This is a genomic window from Streptomyces sp. NPDC111656 (assembly GCF_055656965.1).
In genome coordinates, this window is the sequence record NZ_JBVKCA010000006.1 from 421,578 (window position 1) to 447,523 (window position 25,946).

At 71.2% G+C, this 25,946-nt stretch carries 24 protein-coding genes; 21 read left to right on the forward strand and 3 right to left on the reverse strand.

Annotation, left to right across the window (positions count from 1 at the left end; genetic code table 11):
• Positions 1–35 precede the first annotated feature (35 nt).
• The 4 genes from ACZ7M3_RS20910 to nusB all read left to right on the forward strand — a co-directional run bounded on the left by ACZ7M3_RS20910 (position 36) and on the right by nusB (position 3,530).
• On the forward strand, positions 36–905 hold the full coding sequence (locus tag ACZ7M3_RS20910; RefSeq protein WP_472065040.1) for a Pro-rich N-terminal domain-containing protein: 870 nt from the start codon (positions 36–38) through the stop codon (positions 903–905).
• A gap of 456 nt (positions 906–1,361) precedes the next feature.
• Positions 1,362–2,468, forward strand: a complete 1,107-nt coding sequence (locus tag ACZ7M3_RS20915) for a M24 family metallopeptidase (RefSeq protein ID WP_472065042.1) — start codon at positions 1,362–1,364, stop codon at positions 2,466–2,468.
• Positions 2,469–2,526: 58 nt separating this feature from the next.
• Entirely contained in the window at positions 2,527–3,093 is a 567-nt protein-coding gene (efp, locus tag ACZ7M3_RS20920; RefSeq protein WP_330303171.1) for an elongation factor P, read from the forward strand.
• A gap of 2 nt (positions 3,094–3,095) precedes the next feature.
• Entirely contained in the window at positions 3,096–3,530 is a 435-nt protein-coding gene (nusB, locus tag ACZ7M3_RS20925; RefSeq protein ID WP_067366002.1) for a transcription antitermination factor NusB, read from the forward strand.
• Positions 3,531–3,729: 199 nt separating this feature from the next.
• Here the strand turns inward: nusB and bldD are convergent, their stop codons facing one another.
• Positions 3,730–4,230 (reverse strand): transcriptional regulator BldD, encoded by a 501-nt coding sequence (gene bldD, locus ACZ7M3_RS20930; protein ID WP_067366005.1) that lies wholly within the window; start codon positions 4,228–4,230, stop codon positions 3,730–3,732.
• A 253-nt stretch (positions 4,231–4,483) separates the two neighbouring features.
• Here bldD and pyrR point away from each other — a divergent pair, with 253 nt between their 5' ends.
• The 14 genes from pyrR to ACZ7M3_RS21000 all read left to right on the forward strand — a co-directional run bounded on the left by pyrR (position 4,484) and on the right by ACZ7M3_RS21000 (position 21,372).
• Positions 4,484–5,074: a bifunctional pyr operon transcriptional regulator/uracil phosphoribosyltransferase PyrR gene (pyrR, locus tag ACZ7M3_RS20935; protein WP_054233975.1), complete on the forward strand. Its 591-nt coding sequence runs from the start codon at positions 4,484–4,486 to the stop codon at positions 5,072–5,074.
• A 95-nt stretch (positions 5,075–5,169) separates the two neighbouring features.
• Complete coding sequence (locus tag ACZ7M3_RS20940) at positions 5,170–6,147, forward strand: aspartate carbamoyltransferase catalytic subunit (protein WP_472065044.1); 978 nt, start codon at positions 5,170–5,172, stop codon at positions 6,145–6,147.
• 4 nt (positions 6,148–6,151) lie between these two features.
• Positions 6,152–7,438 (forward strand): dihydroorotase, encoded by a 1,287-nt coding sequence (locus ACZ7M3_RS20945; RefSeq protein WP_472065046.1) that lies wholly within the window; start codon positions 6,152–6,154, stop codon positions 7,436–7,438.
• Between the two features lie 14 nt (positions 7,439–7,452).
• Entirely contained in the window at positions 7,453–8,016 is a 564-nt protein-coding gene (locus tag ACZ7M3_RS20950) for a PH-like domain-containing protein (RefSeq protein ID WP_472065241.1), read from the forward strand.
• Positions 8,013–9,170 carry a glutamine-hydrolyzing carbamoyl-phosphate synthase small subunit gene (gene carA / locus ACZ7M3_RS20955; protein WP_472065048.1) on the forward strand — a complete coding sequence of 386 codons (1,158 nt, stop codon included), beginning with the start codon at positions 8,013–8,015 and terminating at the stop codon, positions 9,168–9,170. The genes ACZ7M3_RS20950 and carA overlap by 4 nt, the downstream gene beginning before the upstream one ends.
• Positions 9,163–12,471: a carbamoyl-phosphate synthase large subunit gene (gene carB, locus ACZ7M3_RS20960; protein WP_472065050.1), complete on the forward strand. Its 3,309-nt coding sequence runs from the start codon at positions 9,163–9,165 to the stop codon at positions 12,469–12,471. The genes carA and carB overlap by 8 nt, the downstream gene beginning before the upstream one ends.
• Before the next feature lie 115 nt (positions 12,472–12,586).
• The gene (locus ACZ7M3_RS20965) at positions 12,587–13,693 is read left to right on the forward strand and encodes a quinone-dependent dihydroorotate dehydrogenase (RefSeq protein ID WP_097226435.1); all 1,107 of its coding nucleotides are present in this window, start codon (positions 12,587–12,589) and stop codon (positions 13,691–13,693) included.
• A complete protein-coding gene (pyrF, locus tag ACZ7M3_RS20970; protein WP_472065052.1) occupies positions 13,690–14,532 on the forward strand; it encodes an orotidine-5'-phosphate decarboxylase in 843 nt (280 codons plus the stop codon). The genes ACZ7M3_RS20965 and pyrF overlap by 4 nt, the downstream gene beginning before the upstream one ends.
• 277 nt (positions 14,533–14,809) lie before the next feature.
• Positions 14,810–15,133 (forward strand): integration host factor, encoded by a 324-nt coding sequence (locus ACZ7M3_RS20975; RefSeq protein ID WP_016638838.1) that lies wholly within the window; start codon positions 14,810–14,812, stop codon positions 15,131–15,133.
• A 37-nt stretch (positions 15,134–15,170) separates the two neighbouring features.
• Positions 15,171–15,728 carry a guanylate kinase gene (gene gmk / locus ACZ7M3_RS20980; RefSeq protein WP_388523065.1) on the forward strand — a complete coding sequence of 186 codons (558 nt, stop codon included), beginning with the start codon at positions 15,171–15,173 and terminating at the stop codon, positions 15,726–15,728.
• Positions 15,729–15,775: 47 nt separating this feature from the next.
• On the forward strand, positions 15,776–16,048 hold the full coding sequence (gene rpoZ / locus ACZ7M3_RS20985) for a DNA-directed RNA polymerase subunit omega (protein ID WP_003982715.1): 273 nt from the start codon (positions 15,776–15,778) through the stop codon (positions 16,046–16,048).
• A gap of 91 nt (positions 16,049–16,139) precedes the next feature.
• Positions 16,140–17,342 carry a bifunctional phosphopantothenoylcysteine decarboxylase/phosphopantothenate--cysteine ligase CoaBC gene (coaBC, locus tag ACZ7M3_RS20990; protein ID WP_179436643.1) on the forward strand — a complete coding sequence of 401 codons (1,203 nt, stop codon included), beginning with the start codon at positions 16,140–16,142 and terminating at the stop codon, positions 17,340–17,342.
• Between the two features lie 240 nt (positions 17,343–17,582).
• Positions 17,583–18,791 carry a methionine adenosyltransferase gene (gene metK / locus ACZ7M3_RS20995; RefSeq protein ID WP_054233985.1) on the forward strand — a complete coding sequence of 403 codons (1,209 nt, stop codon included), beginning with the start codon at positions 17,583–17,585 and terminating at the stop codon, positions 18,789–18,791.
• 433 nt (positions 18,792–19,224) lie between these two features.
• Positions 19,225–21,372 (forward strand): primosomal protein N', encoded by a 2,148-nt coding sequence (locus ACZ7M3_RS21000; RefSeq protein WP_472065054.1) that lies wholly within the window; start codon positions 19,225–19,227, stop codon positions 21,370–21,372.
• A 112-nt stretch (positions 21,373–21,484) separates the two neighbouring features.
• Here ACZ7M3_RS21000 and ACZ7M3_RS21005 read toward each other — a convergent pair whose 3' ends face one another.
• Entirely contained in the window at positions 21,485–22,027 is a 543-nt protein-coding gene (locus tag ACZ7M3_RS21005; RefSeq protein ID WP_067366048.1) for a hypothetical protein, read from the reverse strand.
• Between the two features lie 361 nt (positions 22,028–22,388).
• Between ACZ7M3_RS21005 and fmt the strand changes: the two genes are divergently transcribed.
• Complete coding sequence (fmt, locus tag ACZ7M3_RS21010; protein WP_472065056.1) at positions 22,389–23,321, forward strand: methionyl-tRNA formyltransferase; 933 nt, start codon at positions 22,389–22,391, stop codon at positions 23,319–23,321.
• A 76-nt stretch (positions 23,322–23,397) separates the two neighbouring features.
• Here fmt and ACZ7M3_RS21015 read toward each other — a convergent pair whose 3' ends face one another.
• Entirely contained in the window at positions 23,398–23,784 is a 387-nt protein-coding gene (locus ACZ7M3_RS21015; RefSeq protein WP_190173397.1) for a peptidoglycan-binding domain-containing protein, read from the reverse strand.
• Positions 23,785–24,027: 243 nt separating this feature from the next.
• On the opposite strand from ACZ7M3_RS21015, the gene ACZ7M3_RS21020 reads away from it, so the two are divergent.
• Positions 24,028–25,194 carry a sensor histidine kinase gene (locus ACZ7M3_RS21020; RefSeq protein ID WP_472065058.1) on the forward strand — a complete coding sequence of 389 codons (1,167 nt, stop codon included), beginning with the start codon at positions 24,028–24,030 and terminating at the stop codon, positions 25,192–25,194.
• Positions 25,191–25,856, forward strand: a complete 666-nt coding sequence (locus ACZ7M3_RS21025) for a response regulator (RefSeq protein ID WP_190173398.1) — start codon at positions 25,191–25,193, stop codon at positions 25,854–25,856. Before ACZ7M3_RS21020 ends, ACZ7M3_RS21025 begins: the two co-directional genes overlap by 4 nt.
• Positions 25,857–25,946: the final 90 nt, after the last annotated feature.

The following is a 25,946-nucleotide window of genomic DNA, read 5'->3' on the forward strand; positions in this document are numbered from 1 at the left end:
AATGAGCCAAAAGACACGAGACGGAGTGGCACCGGATGCAGCACGCAGTGGGGGCTCCGCTGCCACCACCCCACCAGCCGGGGCAAGGACCCGCCGCCGGCTGGTCGCCGGCCGCACAGCACCCGGGACATCCGGGCGGACCCCCCGGTCCGGCGCCCGCGAGCCCAGCCGCCCCCGGTTTCACCGGTCCGCCGCCCGGACATCCGGCGCCACCCTCGCACCTGCCGCATCCCGCGCCCCCGCAGCACGCCCCCGCGGCGCCGATCCCCGACACGACGGGCCATGTGCAGTTGCCCCCGGGCGGCCCGGTCGCCATGCCCAGCGCCCCGGGCGCCCCCGACCCCGCGGCGACCACCCTCGCCGTGCTGCTCATCGGGCCCGCGGGTGCGGGCAAGACGAGCGTCGCCAAGTACTGGGCGGACCACCGCCGGGTGCCGACCGCCCACATCAGCCTCGACGACGTACGGGAATGGGTGCGCTCGGGCTTCGCCGATCCGCAGTCGGGGTGGAACGACCATTCGGAGGCGCAGTACCGCCTGGCCCGCCGCACCTGCGGCTTCGCCGCGCGGAACTTCCTGGCGAACGGCATCTCCTGCATCCTCGACGACGCGGTCTTCCCGGACCGCCCGGTCGTCGGCCTCGGCGGCTGGAAGCGACACGTCGGGCCGGGGTTGCTGCCCGTGGTGTTGCTGCCGGGCCTGGAGATAGTCCTGGAGCGCAACGCCGAGCGCTCCGGAAACCGCCGCCTGACCGACGAGGAAGTCGCCCGTATCCACGGCCGGATGGCCGGCTGGTACGGCTCCGGGCTCCCCATCATCGACAACTCCCAGCTCGACGTCCCGTCCACGGCCCGCGTCCTGGACGAGGTCCTGGCCCGCTCCCTCGCGAGCCCACCGCAGTGGTAGCCCCGCGGAACCGGCGGTAACGCCTCGGCGACACGGCATCGGCGACCCCGTTGGGGGTGCCGCATCCTTGGTGCCGCCCCCCGGCCGATGTCCGGACGGCCATGGCGCGGCACGCGCAGGCCACCGTCGGCAGCGCAGCGCGGCCGACGGCTCCCAGGACGACCGCCGGGGTATTTGCCTCTGACGCGCCTGCCCCCAGGACTACCGCGGGAGTACTTGCCTCTGACGCGCCGGCCCCCAGGACCACCGCCGGGGTACTTGCCTCCGACGCGTAGGCCCCCTGGGGTGGCGCCCCGCGAATCAGGTCGCGCCGCCTGCCGGGCCCCGCTGATCGCCGTCGCGGAACCAGCCCCCTGGATCCTCGCCCGCGGTGCCTCCGTCTCACCGCCGACCGTCTACCGCCCATCCGGCCCCGCTGGAACGGCGACATCGCGTCGACGCTCGTAGGCTCGATTTATGTCAGAGGTGTACGCGGCGCGACGCGAGCGGCTTCGGGAGCGCTGTGCGGCGGGCGGCAGCGCGACCGCGCTCGTCACCCGCCCGGCCAACGTGAGATACCTCGCGGGCGCGGCCCCGCGCGGTGCCGTCCTCCTGCTGGGCAGCAGCGAGGACCTGCTGCTCTGCGGCGCTCCGCCGAGCGGCGAGGCCGGCGAGGGGCGTCCCGACGAGGCGCTGCGCGTCCAGGTGCTGCCGCGCGACGGGGGCGACGCCGCCGTGGCGGCCGCCGACGCCGCCATCGTCCAGGGCGCCGACTCCCTGGCGGTCGAGGAGCACCACCTCACCGTGACCCGGCACCGGGCCATCGGCGCGGTGGCACCCCGGCTGCGCCTCGCCGACCTGGGCGGTGCGGTGGAGCAGCTGCGGGTGATCAAGGACGAGGAGGAGATCTCCTGTCTGCGGATCGGCGCCGAGATCGCCGACCAGGCGCTCGGGGAGCTCCTCGAATCGATCCTCGTCGGCCGCACCGAGCGGCATCTCGCGCTGGAGCTGGAGCGCCGGCTCGTCGACCACGGTGCCGACGGCCCCGCCTTCGCGACCTCCGTCGGCACCGGCCCGAACTCCGGGCGGCGCGGGCACCGGCCCACCGACCGGCGCGTCGAGGAGGGAGACTTCCTTTCCGTCTGCCTCGGCGCGACCTACCGCGGCTACCGCTGCGAAATCGGCCGTACCTTTGTGATCGGGACCTCGCCGGCCGACTGGCAGATCGAGCTGTACGACCTCGTCTTCGCCGCCCAGCGGGCCGGACGCGAGGCGCTGGTACCCGGCGTCGCCTACCGTGACGTGGACCGGGCCGCACGCCAGGTGCTCGACTCCGCGGGCCACACGGAAGGCCTTCCCGCACTGACCGGGCACGGTGTGGGGCTCGAAATCGACGAGGACCCGCAGCTGGCCCCCGCGGCCATGGGTAAACTGGACACTTGCGTGCCGGTCACCGTCGAACCGGGGGTCCACCTCCCGGGCCGGGGCGGTGTCAGGATCGATGACACGCTCGTCGTACGCCCCGAGGCGGACGGCGGACCCGAGCTACTCACCATCACGACCAAGGAACTGCTCGCGCTGTAGCCAATCGCTACGCGCGTGTCCCGGGGTCGTCCACGTCAGTCCAGGAGATTCCGCAACCGTGGCTTCCACGAACGACCTCAAGAACGGCCTGGTGCTCAAGCTCGACGGAGGCCAGCTCTGGTCCGTCGTCGAGTTCCAGCACGTCAAGCCCGGCAAGGGCCCGGCCTTCGTGCGCACCAAGCTGAAGAACGTGCTCTCCGGCAAGGTCGTCGACAAGACGTTCAACGCCGGCGTCAAGGTCGAGACGGCCACGATCGACAAGCGCGACATGCAGTTCTCGTACATGGACGGCGAGTACTTCGTCTTCATGGACATGGACACGTACGACCAGCTGATGGTCGACCGCAAGTCCGTCGGCGACGCCGCCAACTTCCTGATCGAGGGCTTCACCGCCACCGTCGCGCAGCACGAGGGCGAGGTGCTCTTCGTCGAGCTGCCGGCCGCCGTCGAGCTCGTCATCCAGGAGACCGAGCCGGGTGTCCAGGGCGACCGCTCCACCGGCGGCACCAAGCCCGCCATCCTGGAGACCGGTCACCAGATCCAGGTCCCGCTCTTCATCACCACCGGTGAGAAGATCAAGGTCGACACCCGCACGAGCGACTACCTCGGCCGGGTGAACAGCTAACCGTGGCTGCCCGCAACACGGCCCGCAAGCGCGCCTTCCAGATCCTCTTCGAGGGCGACCAGCGCGGCGTGGACGTCCTGACGGTCCTCGCGGACTGGATCCGGCACTCCCGGACCGACACCCGGCAGCCGCCGGTCAGCGAGTACACGATGGAGCTGGTCGAGGGCTACGCCACCAAGGCGAAGCGCATCGACGAGCTCATCGCGACATACGCCGTCGACTGGACGCTGGACAGGATGCCGGTCGTCGACCGCAACATCCTGCGCCTCGGCGCCTACGAGCTGATCTGGGTCGACGGGACCCCCGACGCCGTGGTCCTCGACGAGGCGGTGCAGTTGGCGAAGGAGTTCTCCACGGACGAGTCGCCCTCGTTCGTGAACGGCCTGCTGGGCCGTCTGAAGGACCTGAAGCCGTCGCTGCGCCGCGACGAGGCCTAGCGCCTACGGTGCTGGTGGTCCGTACGCGCCCGTAGACGACGTACGAAAACGCCGGAGGGCCCGCAGCACGTCCGCTGCGGGCCCTCCGGCGTTCCCGTACCCATGGGGCCTCCGAGGCCCGCACAAAGCCGCCGGGGTGGCCGGAACGCATGGTTCCGGCCACCCCGGCGGCACGTTTCTGCTGAACTCCCCGAAGGGGTCAGCCCTCGTCGTGGGAGACGGCGCGGCGCGCGTCCGCGTCCAGCACGCCCCAGCTGATCAGCTGCTCGGTGAGGACCGAGGGCGACTGGTCGTAGATGACGGCGAGGGTGCGCAGGTCGTCCTGGCGGATCGACAGCACCTTGCCGTTGTAGTCACCGCGCTGGGACTGGATCGTCGCGGCGTAACGCTGCAGCGGACCCGCCTTCTCGGCCGGCACGTGGGCCAGCCGCTCCAGGTCGAGGACGAGCTTCGGCGGCGGCTCGGCGGCCCCGCCAGGAGTGGTGCCGGGCAGCAGCTCCTGCACGGGAACCCCGTAGAAATCCGCCAGTTCGGCGAGGCGCTGCACGGTGACGGCGCGGTCGCCGCGCTCGTACGACCCGACCACGACCGCCTTCCAGCGTCCCTGTGACTTCTCCTCGACTCCGTGGAGGGAAAGGCCCTGCTGGGTGCGGATGGCCCGGAGCTTGGCCCCGAGCTGTTTGGCGTATTCGCTGGACATATAGCTCCCCGGACGCTGTATCAACGTGCGGCTCCGCCGCGCGGCTGGTGACTCTGGTGACTCACTGTGAGGTTACGCAGCGTTACTCTCCCCCGTCAAGCCGAATGGTCCGGACCGACCCTCGCGCGGGAGTCACCGGCGGTGTCCCACGGGGTGGTGATCAGGCGCGTTGTCGGGCTGGTACGGTGGATGGCGCAAATCCGACGTCCTTTAATGATCCGTCCCGTGAGGCGGAGAAGGAGGTCCGTTTCGTATGGACACCGAGCAGGACAAACAGCAGTACGAAGCCGATGCGCGGCCCGTTCTGGAAGCCCCCGACATCGCGCGGGTACTGACCCGCATCGCCCACGAGATCGTCGAACGCGCCAAGGGTGCCGACGACGTGGTGCTCCTCGGCATTCCGACCCGGGGCGTCTTCCTGGCCCGCAGACTGGCCGACAAGCTCGAAGAGATCACCGATCGCAAGATCCCGGTCGGCTCGCTCGACATCACCATGTACCGCGACGACCTGCGCATGCACCCGCCGCGTGCGCTGGCCCGCACCGAGATCCCCGGTGACGGCATCGACGGCCGCCTGGTCGTCCTCGTCGACGACGTGCTCTTCTCCGGCCGCACCATCCGCGCCGCGCTCGACGCGCTGAACGACATCGGCCGGCCGCGCGCCGTGCAGCTCGCGGTCCTCGTCGACCGCGGTCACCGCGAACTGCCCATCCGCGCCGACTACGTCGGCAAGAACCTCCCCACGTCGTTGCGGGAGACGGTCAAGGTCCAGCTCGCCGAGGAGGACGGTCGCGACACCGTGCTGCTCGGTGCGAAGCGGACCTCCCCGGACGCACAGCAGTAGCACTCCGGAGTACGTCACCGCCGTACGCCCCCGAGTGCGCTCCTCGCGCGCCCGCCTGCCCGAATTCTCCTGAACTGCCTTACGGAGCCTGACAGATGCAGCGTCATCTCATCTCGGCCGCCGACCTCACCCGCGACGACGCCGTCCTGATCCTCGACACCGCCGAGGAGATGGCCCGGGTCGCCGACCGGCCGATCAAAAAGCTGCCGACCCTGCGCGGCCGCACCGTCGTCAACCTCTTCTTCGAGGACTCGACCCGTACCCGGATCTCCTTCGAGGCCGCTGAGAAGCGCCTCTCCGCGGACGTCATCAACTTCACCGCCAAGGGTTCCTCGGTGTCCAAGGGGGAGTCCCTGAAGGACACCGCCCAGACCCTCGAAGCGATGGGCGTCGACGCCGTCGTCATCCGGCACGGCGCCTCCGGAGCCCCGTACCGGCTCGCCACCTCCGGCTGGATCGACGCCGCCGTCATCAACGCGGGTGACGGCACCCACCAGCACCCCACGCAGGCCCTGCTCGACGCCTTCACCATGCGCCGCCGCCTGGTCGGCCGCGACGCCGGGATCGGTCAGGACCTGTCCGGCAAGCGCATCACGATCGTCGGCGACATCCTGCACAGCCGGGTCGCCCGCTCCAACGTCGACCTGCTGCACACCCTCGGCGCCGAGGTCACCCTCGTCGCCCCGCCCACCCTGGTGCCGGTCGGCGTGCGGTCCTGGCCCTGCGAGATCTCCTACGACCTCGACAGCACCCTCTCCAAGTCCGACGCGGTGATGATGCTGCGCGTCCAGCGCGAGCGGATGAACGCGGCGTTCTTCCCGACCGAGCGCGAGTACTCGCGGCGCTACGGCCTCGACGGCGACCGCATGGCGAAGATGCCCGAGCACGCCATCGTGATGCACCCCGGCCCGATGGTCCGCGGCATGGAGATCACCGCCGAGGTCGCCGACTCGGACCGCTGCACCGTCGTCGAGCAGGTCGCGAACGGCGTCTCGATCCGCATGGCCGTGCTCTACCTGCTTCTGGGCGGCAACGAGCCCGCCGTCACCCACACCCGTACCGAGGAGAAGTAAGAACATGAGCAAGATCCTGATCCGCGGTGCGAAGGTGCTCGGGGGCGAGCCGCAGGACGTACTGATCGACGGCGCCGTGATCGCGGCGGTCGGTACCGGTCTCCCGGACGAGGGCGCCGAGGTCGTCGAGGCCGAGGGCAAGGTCCTCCTGCCGGGCCTCGTCGACCTGCACACCCATCTGCGGGAGCCCGGTCGTGAGGACTCCGAGACCGTCCTGACCGGTACGCGAGCGGCGGCGAGCGGCGGCTACACCGCCGTGTTCGCCATGGCCAACACCTTCCCGGTCGCCGACACCGCCGGTGTGGTCGAGCAGGTCTACCGGCTCGGCCAGGAGCACGGCTACTGCGACGTGCAGCCCATCGGCGCCGTCACGGTCGGCCTGGAGGGCAAGAAGCTCGCGGAGCTGGGCGCGATGCACGAGTCCGCGGCCGGCGTCACGGTCTTCTCGGACGACGGCAAGTGCGTGGACGACGCGGTGATCATGCGCCGGGCCCTGGAGTACGTGAAGGCCTTCGGCGGTGTGGTCGCGCAGCACGCGCAGGAGCCCCGCCTCACCGAGGGCGCCCAGATGAACGAGGGCGTCGTCTCCGCCGAGCTGGGGCTCGGGGGCTGGCCCGCGGTGGCCGAAGAATCGATCATCGCCCGGGATGTCCTGCTCGCCGAGCACGTCGGCTCACGCGTCCACATCTGCCACCTGTCGACCGCAGGCAGCGTCGAGATCGTGCGCTGGGCCAAGTCCCGCGGCATCGACGTCACCGCCGAGGTCACCCCGCACCACCTCCTCCTCACCGACGAGCTGGTCCGCACGTACAACCCGGTCTACAAGGTCAACCCGCCGCTGCGCACCGAGCGCGACGTGACGGCGCTGCGCGAGGCGCTCGCCGACGGCACGATCGACATCGTCGCCACCGACCACGCGCCGCACCCGCACGAGGACAAGGACTGCGAGTGGGCCGCCGCCGCCATGGGCATGGTGGGGCTCGAGACCGCGCTCTCCGTCGTCCAGCAGACGATGGTGGAGACCGGGCTGCTGGACTGGGCCGGTGTCGCCGACCGCATGTCCTTCAAGCCCGCCCGGATCGGGCAGGCCGCGGGCCACGGCCGTCCCGTCTCGGCAGGTGAGCCCGCCAACCTCACGCTCCTCGACACGGCATACCGTGGGTCCGTGGACCCCGCGGGCTTCGCCTCGCGCAGCCGCAACACCCCCTACGAGGGCCGTGAGCTGCCGGGCCGGGTCACGCACACCTGGCTGCGGGGCAAGGCCACCCTCGTCGACGGGAAGCTCGCGTGACATCTCTCATCCCGATGGCCGCCTCCATGGCTGCCGAACAGAAGTCGGCCGACGTGACCGACTGGGCCGGCCGGATCGGCTGGCTCGTCGGCCTCGTGCTGTTCGTCGCCCTCGTCTACTGGCTGATGCGCGAGGGCTGGAAGTGGCGCGGCACCCTTCAGAGTGACCTGCCGGAGCTGCCCACCGCGCCGGAAGACACGGGCCCGGCGAAACTGAGCATGAGCGGCCGCTACCACGGCTCCACCACCGCCGGGCAGTGGCTGGACCGCATCGTGGCGCACGGCCTGGGCACCCGAAGCCGGGTCGAGCTCACGCTGACGGACGCGGGACTGGACGTCGTACGCCCCGGCGCCACCGACTTCTTCATCCCGGCCGAGGCACTGCGCGAGGCCCTGCTCGGCAAGGGCATCGCCGGGAAGGTCCTCAGCGAGGGCGGTCTGCTCGTCGTCACCTGGGCGCACGGCGACAAGCTGATCGACTCCGGGTTCCGCTCGGACCGCGCGGCCGAGCACACCGAGTGGGTCGACACCCTGAACAACATGATCGACAAGAGCACCAAGACGGAAGGCGCACGATGACGACCTCCATCCAGGGAGCCGCCTCGCAGAGGCACAAGGCAGCCCCCGCCGTACTCGTCCTGGAGGACGGCCGGACCTTCCGTGGCCGCGCCTACGGGGCCGTGGGGGTGACCTTCGGCGAGGCCGTGTTCTCCACCGGGATGACCGGTTACCAGGAGACCCTCACCGACCCGTCGTACCACCGCCAGGTCGTCGTCATGACCGCCCCGCACGTCGGCAACACCGGCGTCAACGACGAGGACCCCGAGTCGAAGCGGATCTGGGTCGCCGGCTACGTCGTCCGCGACCCCGCGCGCGTGTCCTCCAACTGGCGCGCCCGGCGGACGCTGGACGAGGAACTGCGCAGCCAGGGCGTCGTCGGCATCAGCGGTATCGACACCCGCGCCCTCACCCGTCACCTGCGTGAGCGCGGCGCCATGCGCGTCGGCATCTTCTCCGGCAACGCGCTGCCCGACGAGGGCACCATGCTCGCCGAGGTGCGCCAGGCGCCCGAGATGAAGGGCGCGAACCTCGCCGCCGAGGTCGCCACCAAGGAGACGTACGTCGTCCCCGCCATCGGCGAGAAGAAGTTCACCGTCGCCGCCGTCGACCTGGGCATCAAGGGCATGACCCCGCACCGCATGGCGGAGCGCGGCATCGAGGTGCACGTACTGCCCGCCACGGCCACGGCCGAGGACGTCTACGCCGTGCACCCCGACGGGGTGTTCTTCTCCAACGGCCCCGGTGACCCGGCCACCGCCGACGGTCCCGTCGCCGTCATGCGAGAGATCCTCGCCCGCAAGACGCCGCTCTTCGGTATCTGCTTCGGCAACCAGATCCTCGGCCGCGCCCTCGGCTTCGGCACGTACAAGCTGAAGTACGGCCACCGCGGCATCAACCAGCCGGTGCAGGACCGTACGACCGGCAAGGTCGAGGTCACCGCGCACAACCACGGCTTCGCCGTCGACGCGCCGCTCGACAAGGTCTCCGAGACCCCCTACGGCCGCGCCGAGGTCTCCCACGTCTGCCTGAACGACCAGGTCGTCGAGGGGCTCCACCTCCTCGACCAGCCGGCCTTCAGCGTCCAGTACCACCCCGAAGCGGCAGCCGGTCCGCACGACGCCGCCTACCTGTTCGACCGCTTCGTTTCCCTGATGGAGGGCCAGCGTGCCTAAGCGCACCGATATCCAGTCCGTCCTGGTCATCGGCTCCGGCCCGATCGTCATCGGCCAGGCCGCCGAGTTCGACTACTCCGGCACCCAGGCGTGCCGCATCCTGCGCGCCGAGGGCCTGAGGGTCATCCTGGTCAACTCCAACCCGGCGACGATCATGACCGACCCGGAGATCGCCGACGCCACGTACGTCGAGCCGATCACCCCCGAGTTCGTCGAGAAGATCATCGCAAAGGAGCGTCCGGACGTCCTGCTGCCGACCCTCGGCGGCCAGACGGCCCTCAACACCGCGATCTCCATGCACGAGCAGGGTGTGCTGGCGAAGTACGGCGTCGAGCTCATCGGCGCCAACGTCGAGGCGATCAACAAGGGCGAGGACCGCGACCTCTTCAAGGGCGTCGTCGAGGCCGTGCGCGAGAAGATCGGCCACGGTGAGTCCGCCCGGTCCGTCATCTGCCACTCCATGGACGACGTCCTCAAGGGCGTCGACACGCTCGGCGGCTACCCCGTCGTCGTCCGCCCCTCCTTCACCATGGGTGGCGCCGGCTCCGGCTTCGCGCACGACGAGGAGGAGCTGCGCCGCATCGCCGGCCAGGGCCTCACGCTCTCCCCGACCACCGAGGTGCTCCTGGAGGAGTCCATCCTCGGCTGGAAGGAGTACGAGCTGGAGCTGATGCGCGACAAGAACGACAACGTCGTGGTCGTCTGCTCCATCGAGAACTTCGACCCGATGGGCGTCCACACCGGCGACTCCATCACCGTCGCGCCGGCGATGACGCTGACCGACCGCGAGTACCAGCGGCTGCGCGACATCGGCATCGCGATCATCCGCGAGGTCGGCGTCGACACCGGCGGCTGCAACATCCAGTTCGCGGTGAATCCCGACGACGGCCGGATCATCGTCATCGAGATGAACCCGCGCGTCTCGCGTTCCTCGGCGCTCGCCTCCAAGGCGACCGGCTTCCCGATCGCCAAGATCGCCGCCAAGCTCGCCGTCGGCTACACGCTCGACGAGATCCCGAACGACATCACGGAGAAGACCCCGGCCTCCTTCGAGCCGACGCTCGACTACGTGGTCGTGAAGGCCCCGCGCTTCGCCTTCGAGAAGTTCCCGTCCGCCGACTCCACCCTGACGACCACGATGAAGTCGGTCGGCGAGGCCATGGCGATCGGCCGCAACTTCACCGAGGCGCTGCAGAAGGCGCTGCGGTCGCTGGAGAAGAAGGGCAGCCAGTTCACGTTCGTCGGCGAGCCCGGTGACAAGGCGCTTCTCCTGGAAGAGGCCGTGCGGCCCACCGACGGCCGGATCAACTCCGTCATGCAGGCGATCCGCGCGGGCGCCACGCCCGAGGAGGTCTTCGAGTCGACGAAGATCGACCCGTGGTTCGTCGACCAGCTCTTCCTGATCAAGGAGATCGCGGACGAGCTGGCCGCCGCCGACAAGCTCGACCCCGAGCTGCTCGCCGAGGCCAAGCGGCACGGCTTCTCCGACGCCCAGATCGCCGAGATCCGCGGGCTGCGCGAGGACGTGGTGCGCGAGGTGCGGCACGCGCTGGGCGTGCGCCCGGTGTACAAGACGGTCGACACCTGCGCTGCCGAGTTCGCGGCGAAGACGCCGTACTTCTACTCCTCCTACGACGAGGAGACCGAGGTCGCGCCGCGCGAGAAGCCCGCGGTGATCATCCTGGGCTCCGGTCCGAACCGCATCGGCCAGGGCATCGAGTTCGACTACTCCTGCGTCCACGCCTCCTTCGCGCTCAGCGACGCGGGCTACGAGACCGTGATGGTCAACTGCAACCCCGAGACCGTCTCCACGGACTACGACACCTCCGACCGTCTGTACTTCGAGCCGCTGACGCTCGAGGACGTGCTGGAGATCGTCCACGCGGAGTCGCTGGCCGGCCCGATCGCCGGTGTCATCGTCCAGCTCGGCGGGCAGACCCCACTGGGCCTGGCCCAGGCGCTCAAGGACAACGGCGTGCCGGTCGTCGGCACGTCCCCCGAGGCGATCCACGCCGCCGAGGACCGCGGCGCCTTCGGACGCGTCCTCGCGGAGGCCGGTCTCCCGGCTCCCAAGCACGGCACGGCCACCACCTTCGCCGAGGCCAAGGCCATCGCGGACGAGATCGGCTACCCGGTCCTCGTACGGCCGTCGTACGTCCTCGGCGGACGCGGCATGGAGATCGTGTACGACGAGACCCGGTTGTCGTCCTACATCGCCGAGTCGACCGAGATCAGCCCCTCCCGGCCGGTTCTCGTCGACCGCTTCCTCGACGACGCGATCGAGATCGACGTGGACGCCCTGTACGACGGCGAGGAGCTGTACCTGGGCGGCGTGATGGAGCACATCGAGGAGGCCGGCATCCACTCCGGCGACTCGGCGTGCGCGCTGCCGCCGATCACGCTGGGCGGCTTCGACATCAAGCGCCTGCGGGCCTCGACGGAGGCCATTGCCAAGGGTGTCGGGGTGCGCGGCCTGATCAACATCCAGTTCGCGATGGCCGGCGACATCCTGTACGTCCTCGAAGCCAACCCGCGCGCCTCGCGCACGGTCCCCTTCACCTCGAAGGCGACCGCGGTGCCGCTGGCGAAGGCCGCCGCCCGGATCTCGCTGGGCGCGACCGTCGCCGAACTGCGGGCGGAGGGGCTGCTCCCCGCGCACGGTGACGGCGGCGAGCTGCCGTTCGACGCGCCGATCTCCGTCAAGGAGGCCGTCATGCCGTGGTCGCGCTTCCGCGACATCCACGGACGCGGCGTCGACACCGTCCTCGGCCCGGAGATGCGCTCCACCGGTGAGGTCATGGGCATCGACTCCGTCTTCGGCACGGCGTACGCCAAGTCCCAGGCGGGCGCCTACGGTCCGCTGCCGACCAAGGGCCGCGCCTTCATCTCGGTCGCCAACCGCGACAAGCGCTCGATGATCTTCCCGGCGCGCGAGCTGGTCGCGCACGGCTTCGAGCTGCTGGCCACCTCCGGCACGGCCGAGGTGCTCAAGCGCAACGGCATCAACGCGACGGTCGTGCGCAAGCAGTCCGAGGGCACAGGACCGAACGGCGAGCGGACCATCGTCCAGCTGATCCACGACGGCGAGGTCGACCTCATCGTCAACACGCCGTACGGCACCGGTGGCCGCCTCGACGGCTACGAGATCCGTACGGCCGCGGTGGCACGCTCCGTGCCGTGCCTGACGACCGTCCAGGCACTCGCCGCCGCCGTCCAGGGCATCGACGCGCTCAACCACGGAGACGTGGGCGTGCGCTCACTCCAGGAACACGCCGAACATCTGACAGCGGCCCGCGACTAGCAGCCCTGAGGGGGACACCGGAAACGGTGTCCCCCTCTTCATGAGGCTCATGAGGCTTCACGAGGACACCGAGAGCTTCTAGAGGGCACAGAGAGCTTCAAGAGGAAACTGAGACATGTACAAGCTTTTCTTCCGGCTGGTCTTCAAGCGGATGGACCCCGAGCAGGCCCACCACCTCGCCTTCCGCTGGATCCGCCTCGCCGCCCGTATCCCGGTGCTGCGTACGTTCGTCGCCGCCGCGCTCGCGCCTCGCCACAAGGAGCTGCGGACCGAGGCGTTCGGCCTGCGGATGCACGGCCCCTTCGGGCTCGCGGCGGGCTTCGACAAGAACGCCGTCGCGATCGACGGGATGTCGATGCTCGGCTTCGACCACATCGAGATCGGCACGGTCACCGGGGAGCCGCAGCCGGGCAACCCCAAGAAGCGGCTGTTCCGCCTTGTGCCGGACCGGGCGCTGATCAACCGCATGGGGTTCAACAACGAGGGCTCCGCGGCCGTCAGCGAGCGCCTGGCGGCCCGCACGCCCGTCTTCAGGACCGTCGTGGGCGTCAACATCGGCAAGACCAAGGTCGTCCCCGAGGAGGAGGCCGTCGGCGACTACGTGAAGTCGACCGAGCGGCTCGCCCGGCACGCGGACTACCTCGTGGTGAACGTGAGCTCGCCGAACACGCCCGGCCTGCGCAACCTGCAGGCCACCGAGGCACTGCGGCCGCTGCTGAGCGCCGTCCGCGAGGCCGCCGACCGCGCGGTCACCGACCGGCGCGTGCCCCTGCTCGTCAAGATCGCGCCCGACCTCGCGGACGAGGACGTCGACGCGGTCGCCGACCTCGCCGTCGAGCTCGGCCTGGACGGGATCATCGCCACGAACACCACCATCGCGCGCGAGGGACTCGGTTTGAAGTCCGAACCCTCGCTCGTCAAGGAGACCGGCGGACTCTCGGGCGCGCCGCTGAAGGCACGCTCCCTGGAGGTGCTGCGCCGCCTCTACGCGCGCGTGGGCGACCGGATCACCCTGGTGGGCGTCGGCGGCATCGAGAACGCCGAGGACGCCTGGCAGCGCATCCTGGCCGGCGCCACGCTGGTCCAGGGGTACAGCGCGTTCATCTACGAGGGCCCCTTCTGGGGCCGGGCCATCCACAAGGGGCTCGCCGCCCGCCTCCGTACCAGCCCGTACGCCACCCTCGCCGACGCGGTCGGCGCCGACGTGAGGAAGTCCGCATGAGCCTGGAACCCTTTGGCGCACGTCTTCGCCGTGCCATGGACGAGCGCGGCCCGCTGTGCGTCGGCATCGACCCGCACGCCTCGCTCCTCACCGACTGGGGCCTGAACGACGACATCGCGGGCCTGGAGCGGTTCAGCCGCACCGTCGTCGAGGCGCTGGCCGAGCGGGTCGCGGTCCTCAAGCCGCAGAGCGCGTTCTTCGAGCGGTTCGGGTCGCGGGGCATCGCCGTCCTGGAGAAGTCGGTCGAGGAGGCGCGAGCGGCCGGGGCACTGGTCGTGATGGACGCCAAGCGCGGCGACATCGGCTCCACCATGGCCGCGTACGCGGAGACCTTCCTGCACAAGGACGCGCCGCTCTTCTCGGACGCGCTGACCGTGTCGCCGTACCTGGGCTACGGCTCGCTGAAGCCCGCGGTGGACCTGGCGCGCGAGAGCGGGGCCGGGCTCTTCGTCCTCGCGCTCACCTCGAACCCGGAGGGAGGCGAGGTGCAGCACGCGGTCCGCGGGGACGGTCGCGACGTGGGAGCGACCATGCTGGCCCACCTCGCCGCCGAGAACGCGGGAGAGACGCCCCTGGGTTCCTTCGGCGCGGTCGTCGGCGCCACGCTGGGCGATCTCTCCTCCTACGACCTGGACATCAACGGACCGCTCCTGGCACCCGGCATCGGCGCCCAGGGAGCCACGGCGGCCGATCTGGCGGGCGTCTTCGGGGCGGCGGTGCGCAATGTGGTGCCGAACGTGAGCCGGGGTGTTCTTCGTCACGGTCCCGACGTGGTCGCGCTGCGTGGGTCCGCGGAGCGGTTCGCGGACGAGATCAGAGCCGCTGTGGGCGCCGCCTGAGCTCTTCGAGGGGCGGTCGACAGTCCTCCGATGAGTGGCTGCGGAGCGGTTCGAGTCTGAATACATCCTCAAATCCGGGGCAGTATGTCGTAAATGTCCGCCTCCAGGGAGGCTGACCAGGACTTTTCCTCTGTTCTCGCTGACTCAGGCGCACTTGCCCGCTAGTCTCCGTCGAGAGCGAATGGGCAAGCGTGTTGCTCGTAGCTCCCCAGGTGTGGGGCGACTAGGTTCCTCACCGGTCCGTATCCGACAGTTCGACATCCGAGGTGACGTAGGCGTGGCTCTTCCGCCCCTTACCCCTGAACAGCGCGCAGCCGCGCTCGAAAAGGCCGCCGCGGCTCGCCGGGAGCGGGCCGAGGTCAAGAATCGACTCAAGCACTCCGGCGCCTCCCTTCATGAGGTCATCAAGCAGGGCCAGGAGAACGACGTCATCGGCAAGATGAAGGTCTCCGCTCTCCTGGAGTCCCTGCCGGGCGTGGGCAAGGTCCGCGCCAAGCAGATCATGGAGCGACTCGGTATCTCCGAGAGCCGTCGCGTACGCGGCCTCGGCTCGAACCAGATCGCTTCTCTGGAGCGTGAGTTCGGCGGCTCCGGCGCCTGAGTCCTGGGCATACCGGGATTGCTGGAATAATCGCTGCATGAGTGAACGACCGCGGCTGACCGTGCTCTCCGGCCCCTCTGGGGTCGGCAAGAGCACGGTCGTCGCTCATATGCGCAAGGAACACCCCGAGGTCTGGCTCTCGGTGTCGGCGACGACCCGCAAGCCGCGCCCCGGTGAGAGGCATGGAGTCCACTACTTCTTCGTCTCCGACGAAGAGATGGACAAGCTGATCGCCAACGGCGAGCTGCTGGAGTGGGCCGAATTCGCCGGCAACCGCTACGGGACGCCGCGTGCCGCCGTCCTGGAGCACCTGGAGTCGGGTGTGCCCGTCCTCCTGGAGATCGACCTTCAGGGTGCACGGCAGGTCCGCGAGTCCATGTCGGAGGCCCTGCTCGTGTTCCTGGCTCCGCCCTCCTGGGGCGAGCTGGTGCGCAGGCTCACCGGACGGGGCACCGAACCGCCCGAGGTGATCGAGCGTCGCCTGGAGGCGGCCAAGATCGAACTGGCGGCCGAGCCGGAGTTCGATGTCACCCTGGTCAACACCTCCGTCGAGGACGTGGCGCGTGAGCTGCTAGCCTTGGTGGAAGTTGTTTGATCTTTCAGGTCACTTTTAGGTCATTTCCACCTTTCGGAAGGCAGAGCGTGTCCTCTTCCATTACCGCTCCCGAGGGCATCATCAACCCTCCGATCGACGAGCTCCTCGAGGCCACCGACTCGAAGTACAGCCTCGTGATCTACGCGGCCAAGCGCGCCCGCCAGATCAACGCGTACTACTCGCAGCTCGGCGAGGGCCTCCTCGAGTACGTCGGTCCGCTCGTCGACACCCACGTCCACGAGAAGCCGCTGTCGATCGCCCTGCGCGAGATCAACGCGGGTCTGCTGACGTCCGAGGCCGTCGAGGGCCCCGCGCAGTAGTCGTTCAATCGCTCATCCCAGGCCCGGCGGCGCGACCGCCGGGCCTGTGGTGTGTCATGGAGTCGTACGTTTCCGAGCTCGGGGAGAGACGGTGGACAAGCCCAAGGTCGTGCTGGGGGTCAGCGGTGGCATCGCCGCGTACAAGGCCTGTGAGCTGCTGCGCAGGCTGACGGAGTCGGGCCACGACGTTCGCGTCGTCCCCACCGCCTCCGCGCTGCACTTCGTCGGCGCCGCCACCTGGTCCGCGCTCTCCGGCCACCCCGTCTCCACCGAGGTCTGGTCGGACGTCCACGAGGTCCCGCACGTCCGCATCGGCCAGCACGCGGACCTGGTGGTGGTGGCTCCCGCGACGGCCGACATGCTCGCCAAGGCCGCCCACGGCCTGGCCGACGACCTCCTCACCAACACCCTGCTCACGGCCCGCTGCCCGGTCGTCTTCGCGCCCGCCATGCACACCGAGATGTGGGAGCACCCCGCCACACAGGAGAACGTGGCGACGCTGCGCCGCCGCGGCGCCGTCGTCATCGAGCCCGCGGTGGGGCGCCTGACCGGTGTCGACACCGGCAAGGGGCGGCTGCCCGACCCCGCGGAGATCTTCGAGGTCTGCCGCCGGGTGCTCGCCCGGGGTGTGACCGAGCCCGATCTGGCCGGGCGTCACGTCGTCGTCAGCGCCGGCGGTACCCGAGAGCCCCTCGACCCCGTCCGTTTCCTCGGCAACCGCTCCTCCGGCAAGCAGGGGTACGCCTTGGCGCGCACCGCGGCCGCGCGGGGCGCCCGGGTCACGCTGATCGCCGCGAACACCGGACTGCCGGACCCGGCGGGCGTGGACGTGGTGCGGGTCGGGACGGCCGTGCAGCTGCGCGAGGCGGTCCTCAAGGCCGCCTCGGACGCCGACGCCGTGGTGATGGCGGCGGCGGTGGCGGACTTCCGCCCGGCCGCCTACGCGGCCGGGAAGATCAAGAAGAAGGACGACCAGGAGCCGGAGCCGATCGTTCTGGTCCGCAATCCGGACATCCTCGCGGAGATCTCGGCGGACCGTCCCCGCCCCGGCCAGGTGGTCGTCGGTTTCGCCGCCGAGACGGACGACGTGCTCGCCAACGGTCGTACGAAGCTGGCGCGCAAGGGGTGCGACCTTCTCGTCGTGAACGAGGTGGGGGAGCGCAAGACCTTCGGTGCCGAGGAGAACGAGGCCGTGGTGCTGGGGGCCGACGGCAGTGAGACCCCGGTGCCGTACGGACCCAAGGAAGCTCTGGCCGAGATGGTGTGGGACCTGGTGGGACGCCGCCTGATGTGAATGTCTCATTAGCCCCGGCAGTAGCGTCCATCAGCGTGAAATCGCCCGTGGTGACCCTGGTGGAGAACGATCGTCATGACGCAGAATGCCCGTGCCGCAGGTCACAGCGCTTCCGAGAAGCGAGACAGGGGGGCCTGTGGGCGAGTGCGACCGATAAACTGTTCTCGGACGACGCCGAGCGCAGCTCTCGTCCCGTCCACCAATGATCAGCCAGCAGCCGCTGCAACCACAGGGAGCGTAGTGTCCCGTCGCCTGTTCACCTCGGAGTCCGTGACCGAGGGTCACCCCGACAAGATCGCTGACCAGATCAGCGACACCATTCTCGATGCGCTTCTGCGCGAGGACCCGACGTCCCGGGTCGCCGTGGAGACGCTGATCACGACCGGCCTGGTGCACGTGGCCGGCGAGGTCACGACCAAGGCTTACGCGCCGATCGCCCAGCTGGTCCGCGACAAGATCCTGGAGATCGGTTACGACTCGTCGAAGAAGGGCTTCGACGGAGCTTCCTGTGGTGTCTCGGTGTCGATCGGCTCGCAGTCGCCCGACATCGCGCAGGGTGTCGACACGGCGTACGAGAACCGGGTCGAGGGCGACGAGGACGAGCTCGACAAGCAGGGCGCCGGCGACCAGGGCCTGATGTTCGGGTACGCGACGGACGAGACCCCGGAGCTGATGCCGCTCCCGATCCACCTCGCGCACCGCCTGTCGCGCCGCCTCTCCGAGGTCCGCAAGAACGGGACGATCCCCTACCTCCGTCCCGACGGCAAGACCCAGGTCACCATCGAGTACGACGGTGACAAGGCGGTCCGCCTGGACACGGTCGTCGTCTCCTCGCAGCACGCGTCGGACATCGACCTCGACTCCCTCCTCGCCCCCGACATCCGCGAGTTCGTGGTCGAGCCGGAGCTCAAGGCCCTCCTCGACGACGGCATCAAGCTGGAGACCGAGGGCTACCGCCTCCTGGTGAACCCGACCGGCCGCTTCGAGATCGGCGGCCCGATGGGCGACGCCGGCCTCACCGGCCGCAAGATCATCATCGACACGTACGGCGGCATGGCCCGCCACGGCGGCGGCGCCTTCTCCGGCAAGGACCCGTCCAAGGTCGACCGCTCCGCCGCCTACGCCATGCGCTGGGTCGCCAAGAACGTCGTCGCCGCGGGCCTCGCCTCCCGCTGCGAGGTCCAGGTCGCCTACGCCATCGGCAAGGCCGAGCCGGTCGGTCTCTTCGTCGAGACCTTCGGCACCGCCAAGGTCGACGCCGAGAAGATCGAGACCGCCATCGCCGAGGTCTTCGACCTCCGCCCGGCGGCCATCATCCGTGACCTCGACCTGCTGCGCCCGATCTACTCCCAGACGGCCGCCTACGGCCACTTCGGCCGCGAGCTGCCCGACTTCACGTGGGAGCGCACGGACCGCGTGGAGGCCCTGCGCAAGGCCGTCGGTCTGTAAGCAACGCCTGCGCGGTGAGGCCCGGTACCCCTTCGGGGGCGCCGGGCCTCACCGTTTCCCGGCGGGAGTCCGCGGGGGCCGGTCGCGGCCGGTGGGTAAATCGGTGGTGCGGGTGGGGTCGGGGTTCGTAGGGTCGAGGTCTCCCGGTGCGATGGCCGCGGTTACTTCGGTGGAGTGCGCCCAGGGCGCGCGGTGATTCTGGATCATGGTCCGCTGCCGCTTGGAACTCGGGAGAACTGACGTCGTGGCGTCCGGTGCGATGGCCGCGGGTACTTCCGGGTGATCCCCTCGCAGGTTCGAATCCTGCTGCCGGTCCTTGGACCGGTATGGCCGAGTGGCCCATGGCAGAAGCGCCCTCGGGGCGTTCGTGATCCGTGGCCGGTCTGATCTCGGGCGCGCGGCGGTGTCAGTGGGGTCTGGTAGGAATGTTGCTGTGAGCAGCGCGAACGGGTGGGGTGAGGGTGGCGCGGAGGGTGCGCCGCCCGAGCAGCTTGCGTTGATTCGGGAAGGGGTGCGGCAGGCCAGGGCGCCCAAGGCGAAGCCGCGCACGTGGCGGGGGGCGAAGCTCGCCGAGGAGCTGCCTGTCGCACGGGTCCTCGTCGACAAGGGTGTGCTGCACCTCGACCGGTATTTCGACTACGCCGTGCCCGAGGAGCTGGACGCCGAGGCACAGCCGGGCGTGCGGGTCCGGGTGCGGTTCGGGGCCGGCCGGCACCGGGTGCGGGAGGGCCGCCGTGAGGGCGGAGGGCTGATCGACGGGTTCCTCGTCGAGCGGCTCGCCGAGTCCGACTACTCCGGGCCGCTCGCCGCGCTCGCGCAGGTCGTGTCGCCCGAGCCCGTGCTCGGGCCCGAGCTGCTGGGACTCGCGCGCGCCGTCGCCGACCGGTACGCGGGGAGCCTCGCGGACGTGCTGCAGCTCGCGGTCCCGCCGCGCAACGCGCGGGCCGAACAGAAGCCCTCGCCCGCGCCGCTTCCTCCGCCCGGCATACCCGCGACCGGTTCCTGGACGCGATACGGGCGGGGGGCGGCCTTTCTCGAGTCGCTCGCCGCGGGCGGGGCACCGCGGGCCGTGTGGAACGCGTTGCCGGGGCCCGGCTGGGCCGAGGAGATCGCCAGCGCCGTGGGCGCGACGCTCGCCTCGGGGCGGGGCGCGCTCGTCGTCGTGCCGGACGGCCGGGCCGTCACACGGGTGGATGCCGCGCTGTCCGCCGTGCTGGGGGAGGGGCAGCACGCGGTGCTCACGGCCGAGGCCGGGCCCGAGAAGCGCTACCGGGAGTGGCTGGCCGTGCGGCGTGGGTCCGTGCGGGCCGTCGTGGGGACCCGGGCCGCCATGTTCGCGCCCGTACGGGATCTGGGACTCGTCGTCATCTGGGACGACGGCGACGACAGCCACAGCGAGCTGCACGCGCCGCAGCCGCATGCCCGGGAAGTGCTGCTGCTGCGGGCCGCCCATGACAAGTGCGCTTTTCTGTTGGGGAGTTGGGGCTGCACGGTCGAGGCGGCGCAGTTGGTCGAGAGCGGGTGGGCGCTGCCGCTGGTCGCCGAGCGGGAGCAGGTGCGGGCGAGCGCGCCGCTGGTGCGGACCGTGGGGGACGGGGATCTCGCGCGGGACGAGGCGGCGCGGGCCGCCCGGCTGCCGACCCTCGCCTGGCAGGTGGTGAGGGACGGCCTGCGGCACGGGCCCGTACTGGTGCAGGTGCCGCGGCGTGGGTACGTACCGCGGATGGCCTGTGCGCAGTGCCGGGCTCCGGCTCGCTGCCGGCACTGCGCGGGACCGCTGGAGGCGCGGGACGCCGGGGCGCTGCTGTGCACGTGGTGCGGGCGGGACGAGGCGGCTTGGCACTGTCCCGAGTGCGGTGGGTTCCGGCTGCGGGCCCAGGTCGTGGGCGCGCGGCGGACCGCTGAGGAGCTGGGGCGGGCGTTTCCGGCCGTGCCCGTGCGGACGTCGGGACGCGAGCAGGTGCTCGACACGGTCCCGGGTGCGCCCGCGCTCGTCGTGAGCACGCCGGGGGCCGAGCCCGTCGCCGAGGGCGGGTACGCGGCCGCGTTGCTGCTCGACGGCTGGACGATGCTGTCGCGGCCCGATCTGCGGGCCGGCGAGGACGCGCTGCGCCGGTGGATCGGCGCGGCGGCGCTGGTCCGCGGGCAGGGGGCGGGGGGCACGGTCGTGGTCGTCGCGGAGCCGACCCTGCGGCCCGTGCAGGCGCTCGTGCGGTGGGATCCCGTCGGGCACGCGGTGCGGGAGCTCGCCGAGCGGGCCGAGCTCGGGTTTCCGCCGGTGTCCCGGATGGCTGCCGTGTCGGGTACGACGGAGGCGCTCGCCGAGTTCCTCGCCGTGGTCGAGCTTCCGGGCGATGCGGAGGTGCTGGGGCCGGTGCCGCTGCCCGTCACGCAGGCCGGGGGGCCGCGGCGGGTGGGGGCGCCGCCGCCGGGTGAGCAGTGGGAGCGGGCGCTCGTTCGGGTGCCGCCGGGGAGCGGGGCGGCGCTGGCGGCCGCGCTGAAGGCCGCCCAGGCGGCGCGGATGGCGCGGGGCGGGAGTGAGCCCGTACGGATTCGGATCGATCCGCCGGACATCGGGTGACGAGTGTCGGTCGGGCATCGGGTGACGAGCGTCGGTCCACCCCCGTCCGGGCCGCCCCGACCTGGGCCGCCTCCCGGCTTCGATGGTGCCGGGAGGCAGGCGAGAGGTGGGGTCAGCCGTTGCGGGGGCCCGGGAACGCCGTGGGCCTGACCTCGTCGCGGAGGGTGGGGCTGCCCGCGGTCGGCTGGGTCGGCATGGAGCGGGCGGCGGGGACCGTCGGCACCGTGGGGATGCCCGTGTTGACGGCGACCGTGCGGGTGCCCGAGGTCTCCGTGGAGCGCTCGGCCTCGGCGGCGGCCTGCGCGGCGGCGCGGCGGGCGCCGTAACGGCGGTGCACCGCCTGCTTGGTGACCCCGAGGGCGGAGCCCACGGCGTCCCAGGAGAAGCCCAGGGAGCGGTCGAAGTCCACGGCGGCCGTGACCAGGGTCTCGACGCTGTCCCGCAGCTCCTGGGCGAGGCGGACGGTCGGGGCGGGGGCGCGTCCGTAGACGACGAAGCCCGCGGAGGGGCCGGAGCGGCGCGGGCGGTAGACGTTGCCCAGTTGTGCGGTGAGCGTGCGCAGTGCGTCCACCTGCCGGCGGACCCGCTCGATGTCCCGCACCAGCAAGTGCAGGCTGGCCCGAGCCTGGGCGTCGTGGGTTGCGTGGTCGGCCATGAACAAGCCTCTCGAACCGGCGTTGAAAAGGATCGGGCCGTGATCGCGGCCCGTTGTGGTCAACTCTCTCTTGACCAACGCGTTTGCGGGTGAGTGGTCACGCTGCGGGGGCGTAAGGGCATATTCACAGGGCGCGTCCGGGGGCGTACGCCCCCGGTGCGCCGTTGTCTCGCCTCGGCCGTCGGTGCTTGTCCGTGTGTTTGTGTGTTCGTGCGTTCGTGCGTTGGATGTGTCGCCCGTCGAACCCCCGGGCCGTCGAGCCGTCGCGCCGCATAGACTGGTGCGCTGCCCCGTACCCCGTCCGGACCGGCGGGTGTGCAGGGCCCTGAAGCGTTCCCGCCCGAGAGGCCAGCCGCCACCCATGAAGCTCGTCTTCGCAGGTACCCCCGAGGTCGCCGTTCCCGCACTGGACGCCTTGATCGCCTCCGGGCGGCACGAGGTGGCCGCCGTGGTCACGCGGCCCGACGCGCCCGCCGGCCGGGGCCGGCGGCTTGTCGCGAGTCCGGTCGCCGAGCGGGCGGAGGAGGCCGGCATCGAGGTGCTGAAGCCGGTCAAGCCGCGGGACGAGGGCTTCCTGGCCCGGCTGCGGGAGATCGGGCCCGACGCCTGCCCCGTGGTGGCGTACGGGGCGCTGCTGCCTCGGGTCGCCCTCGACGTGCCCGCCCTCGGATGGGTCAATCTGCACTTCTCCCTGCTGCCCGCCTGGCGCGGCGCCGCCCCCGTGCAGCACGCGATCATGGCGGGGGACGAGATCACCGGCGCCTCCACCTTCCTCATCGAGGAGGGGCTCGACTCGGGGCCGGTCTACGGGACCGTCACCGAGGAGATCCGGCGCACCGACACCAGCGGTGACCTGCTCACCCGGCTCGCCTTCGCCGGTGCCGGCCTGCTCGTCGCGACCATGGACGGCATCGAGGACGGCACCCTGAAGGCCGTACCGCAGCCTGCCGACGGCATCACCCTGGCGCCGAAGATCACCGTCGAGAACGCCCACGTCGACTGGTCCGCACCGGCGCTGCGTGTCGACCGGATGGTGCGCGGGTGCACGCCCGCGCCCGGCGCCTGGACCGTCTTCCGCGGCGAGCGGCTCAAGCTCATCCACGCCACACCCGTGCCCGAGCGCACCGACCTCGCCCCGGGCGAACTGTCCGTGGGCAAGAACAACGTGTACGTCGGGACCGGCTCGTACGCCGTGGAACTGCTCTGGGTCCAGGCCCAGGGCAAGAAGCCGATGCGCGCGGCCGACTGGGCCCGTGGGGTGCGCATCGCCTCCGGGGAGCGGCTCGGGGCCTGACACGCGGTCGTACGGCGATGGCCCGCACCTCCCCCGTGGGTGCGGGCCATCGTCCCTCCCGGTCGGCCGGGAGGGATCAGAAGGCGTGGGCGCGCAGCACCGGCCAGGTCTTCGGGCCGACCTTGCCGTCCACCGTGAGGGTGACCCCGTAGTACTTGTTGGCCAGCCGCTGGAAGTCCGCGGCCGCCGCCTGGGACTTGGTGCCGAAGACCCCGTCGATGGTGCCGGGGCTGAAGCCCGCCAGGTCGAGCAGGCACTGTGCCTCGATGCCCGCGGACGACACCCCGGTGCTCGAAGGCTGCACGGTGGTCCCCGAGTAGTGGCCGGCGTATGCCCAGTAGCCGTCGGTGCTGTAGTCGCAGGTGTACGTCGTCGCCGACGCCCCGGTCGCGGGCAGTACGGCGAGGCCGCTGCCCAGGGCGAGGGCGGCCGTGGCCAGGGCGATGTGCTTGCGCAGGGTCATGCGGGCTCCTTCAGGCCCTGGGCCGGGTCCCCGGCCGGGAACCCCGAACAGCCCACGGGCCGTGTGGCTCCGCTCGATCGGCGGTGCCGCTGTGCCTGACGGTAGGAGCGGTACCACGGCCGCCGCGTCCCGCGGCGGGTGGAACTCCCGCAGCACCGAGCGCGGTAGCCGTGAGGTTGTACAACTCCCGTGGTAGCACGGGAAGTTGACGTACCGTCCGGGATCCGGGGCTAGGCTGCGGCGATGCGCCTGAGGACGCCCCGGCCGTTCGTCGTCGACACACTGATCGCGCTCGCCATGACCGGGGTGGCCATGCCGCTGGCGCATGTGTCGAGGGCGGCGCAGGGCTGGCCCGAACCCGACGGGCGTGCCCACGTCCTGATCGCCCTCGCGCAACTGCCGGTCGCCCTGCGCGGCAGGTGGCCGCTCACCGTCTTCGCCGCCGTACAGGCCGCCTCGGTCGCCTATGTCACCTTCGGCTACTGGCCCGTGGCGTGCTTCTTCGGCCCCATGCTCGCCCTCTACACGGTCGCGGCGCACCGTCCGCCCCGGATCGCCGTCGCCTGCGCGGCCTGCGCGGTCGCCGTCTGGGGCTACGGCGGACTGGTCGGCCACAGCCCGTCGATGGCGGTCGTCCTGGGGCAGGCGCTGCTGTACTGCTCGGTGCTGGTCCGGTTCGGCACCCTGACCCGGCACTCCGCCGAACTCACCCGCAGACTGCGTGAGGAGCAGAACGAGCGGGCCCGGCGTGCGGTCGCCGACGAGCGTGGGCGGATCGCGCGGGAGCTGCACGACGTGGTCGCCCACCACATGTCGGTGATCTCCGTGCAGGCGGGCCTGGCCCGGTTCGTCCTCGACTCCGATCCGGCCAAGGCCCGTGGCGCGCTGGGCACCATCGCGGACAGCAGCGGCGAGGCGCTGGAGGAGCTCAGACGCATGCTCCAGTTGCTTCGCGAGGAGGACCCGCGGGCACCCGACGGGGCTCCGATGCCCACCCTGGCCCGGCTGGCGGAGCTGGTCGACCGGGTCAGGGCCGGTGGCGTCCCGGTCGAGCTGGCCGTCGAGGGCACACCCCGCCCGCTCGCGCCGGGCGTAGAGCTGTGCGCCTACCGCGTCGTCCAGGAGGCCCTCACCAACGTCCTCAAGCACGCCGGACGGGCACACGCGCGCGTGGCACTCGGTTACGGGCGGCACGAGTTGACGGTCTCCGTCACGGACGACGGGGAGGGGGTGATTTCGGACAAGGTCCCGAGGGGCACCGGGCACGGCTTGATCGGCATGCGCGAGCGGGCCAAGCTCTACGGCGGGACACTCAGCCTCGGCCCGCGCGCCGAGGGAGGCTTCGCGGTCGAGCTGGCCCTGCCGACCTCGGCATCGGCCACCTGGCGGGGGGACGACCGTACGAGATGACCAGAGTGCTCGTCGTCGACGACCAGTTCCTCATCCGCGCCGGGCTCGTGGGCCTGCTGGACGCCGCGCCCGGCTTCGAGGTCGTGGGGGAGGCGGCGGACGGCGCGGAGGCCGTGCGGCTGGCCGCCAGGACCCGCCCCGACGTGATCCTCATGGACATCCGCATGCCCGGTGTGAACGGCATCGAGGCCACCGAGCGCATCCTCGCCGAGGCCCCCGACCGGGCGCCGCGCATCCTGATCCTGACCACCTTCGACCTCGACGAGTACGTGTACGGAGCCCTGCGGGCCGGGGCCTGCGGGTTCCTGCTGAAGGACTCCGGGCCCGAGCGGCTGCTCGCCGCGGTGGCCGCGGTCGACGGCGGCGACGCCCTCTTCGCGCCCAGCATCACCCGCCGCCTGATCGAGGCCTTCGCCCGGCAGCACGGGCCCGCGCGGGACGCCGCGCCACCCGACCTGGGCGTGCTGACCTCGCGCGAGGTCGAGGTGCTGAAGCTGACCGCCCGGGGCCTGTCCAACCTGGAGATCGCCCATCGCCTCGGCATCAGCGAGGCCACCGTCAAGACCCACCTCAACCGCACCATGACCAAGCTCGGCCTGGACAGCCGGGCCCAGGCGGTCGTGATCGCGTACGAGACGGGACTGGTGATCCCGGGCGGCTGAGCGGCGGCCGGGCCGGCCGACCGGGACACCTGGGCCGTCCGGCCGGCGACGTCCGTCCGGAAGTAGGCTGGAGGGGTCGAACCATCCAGG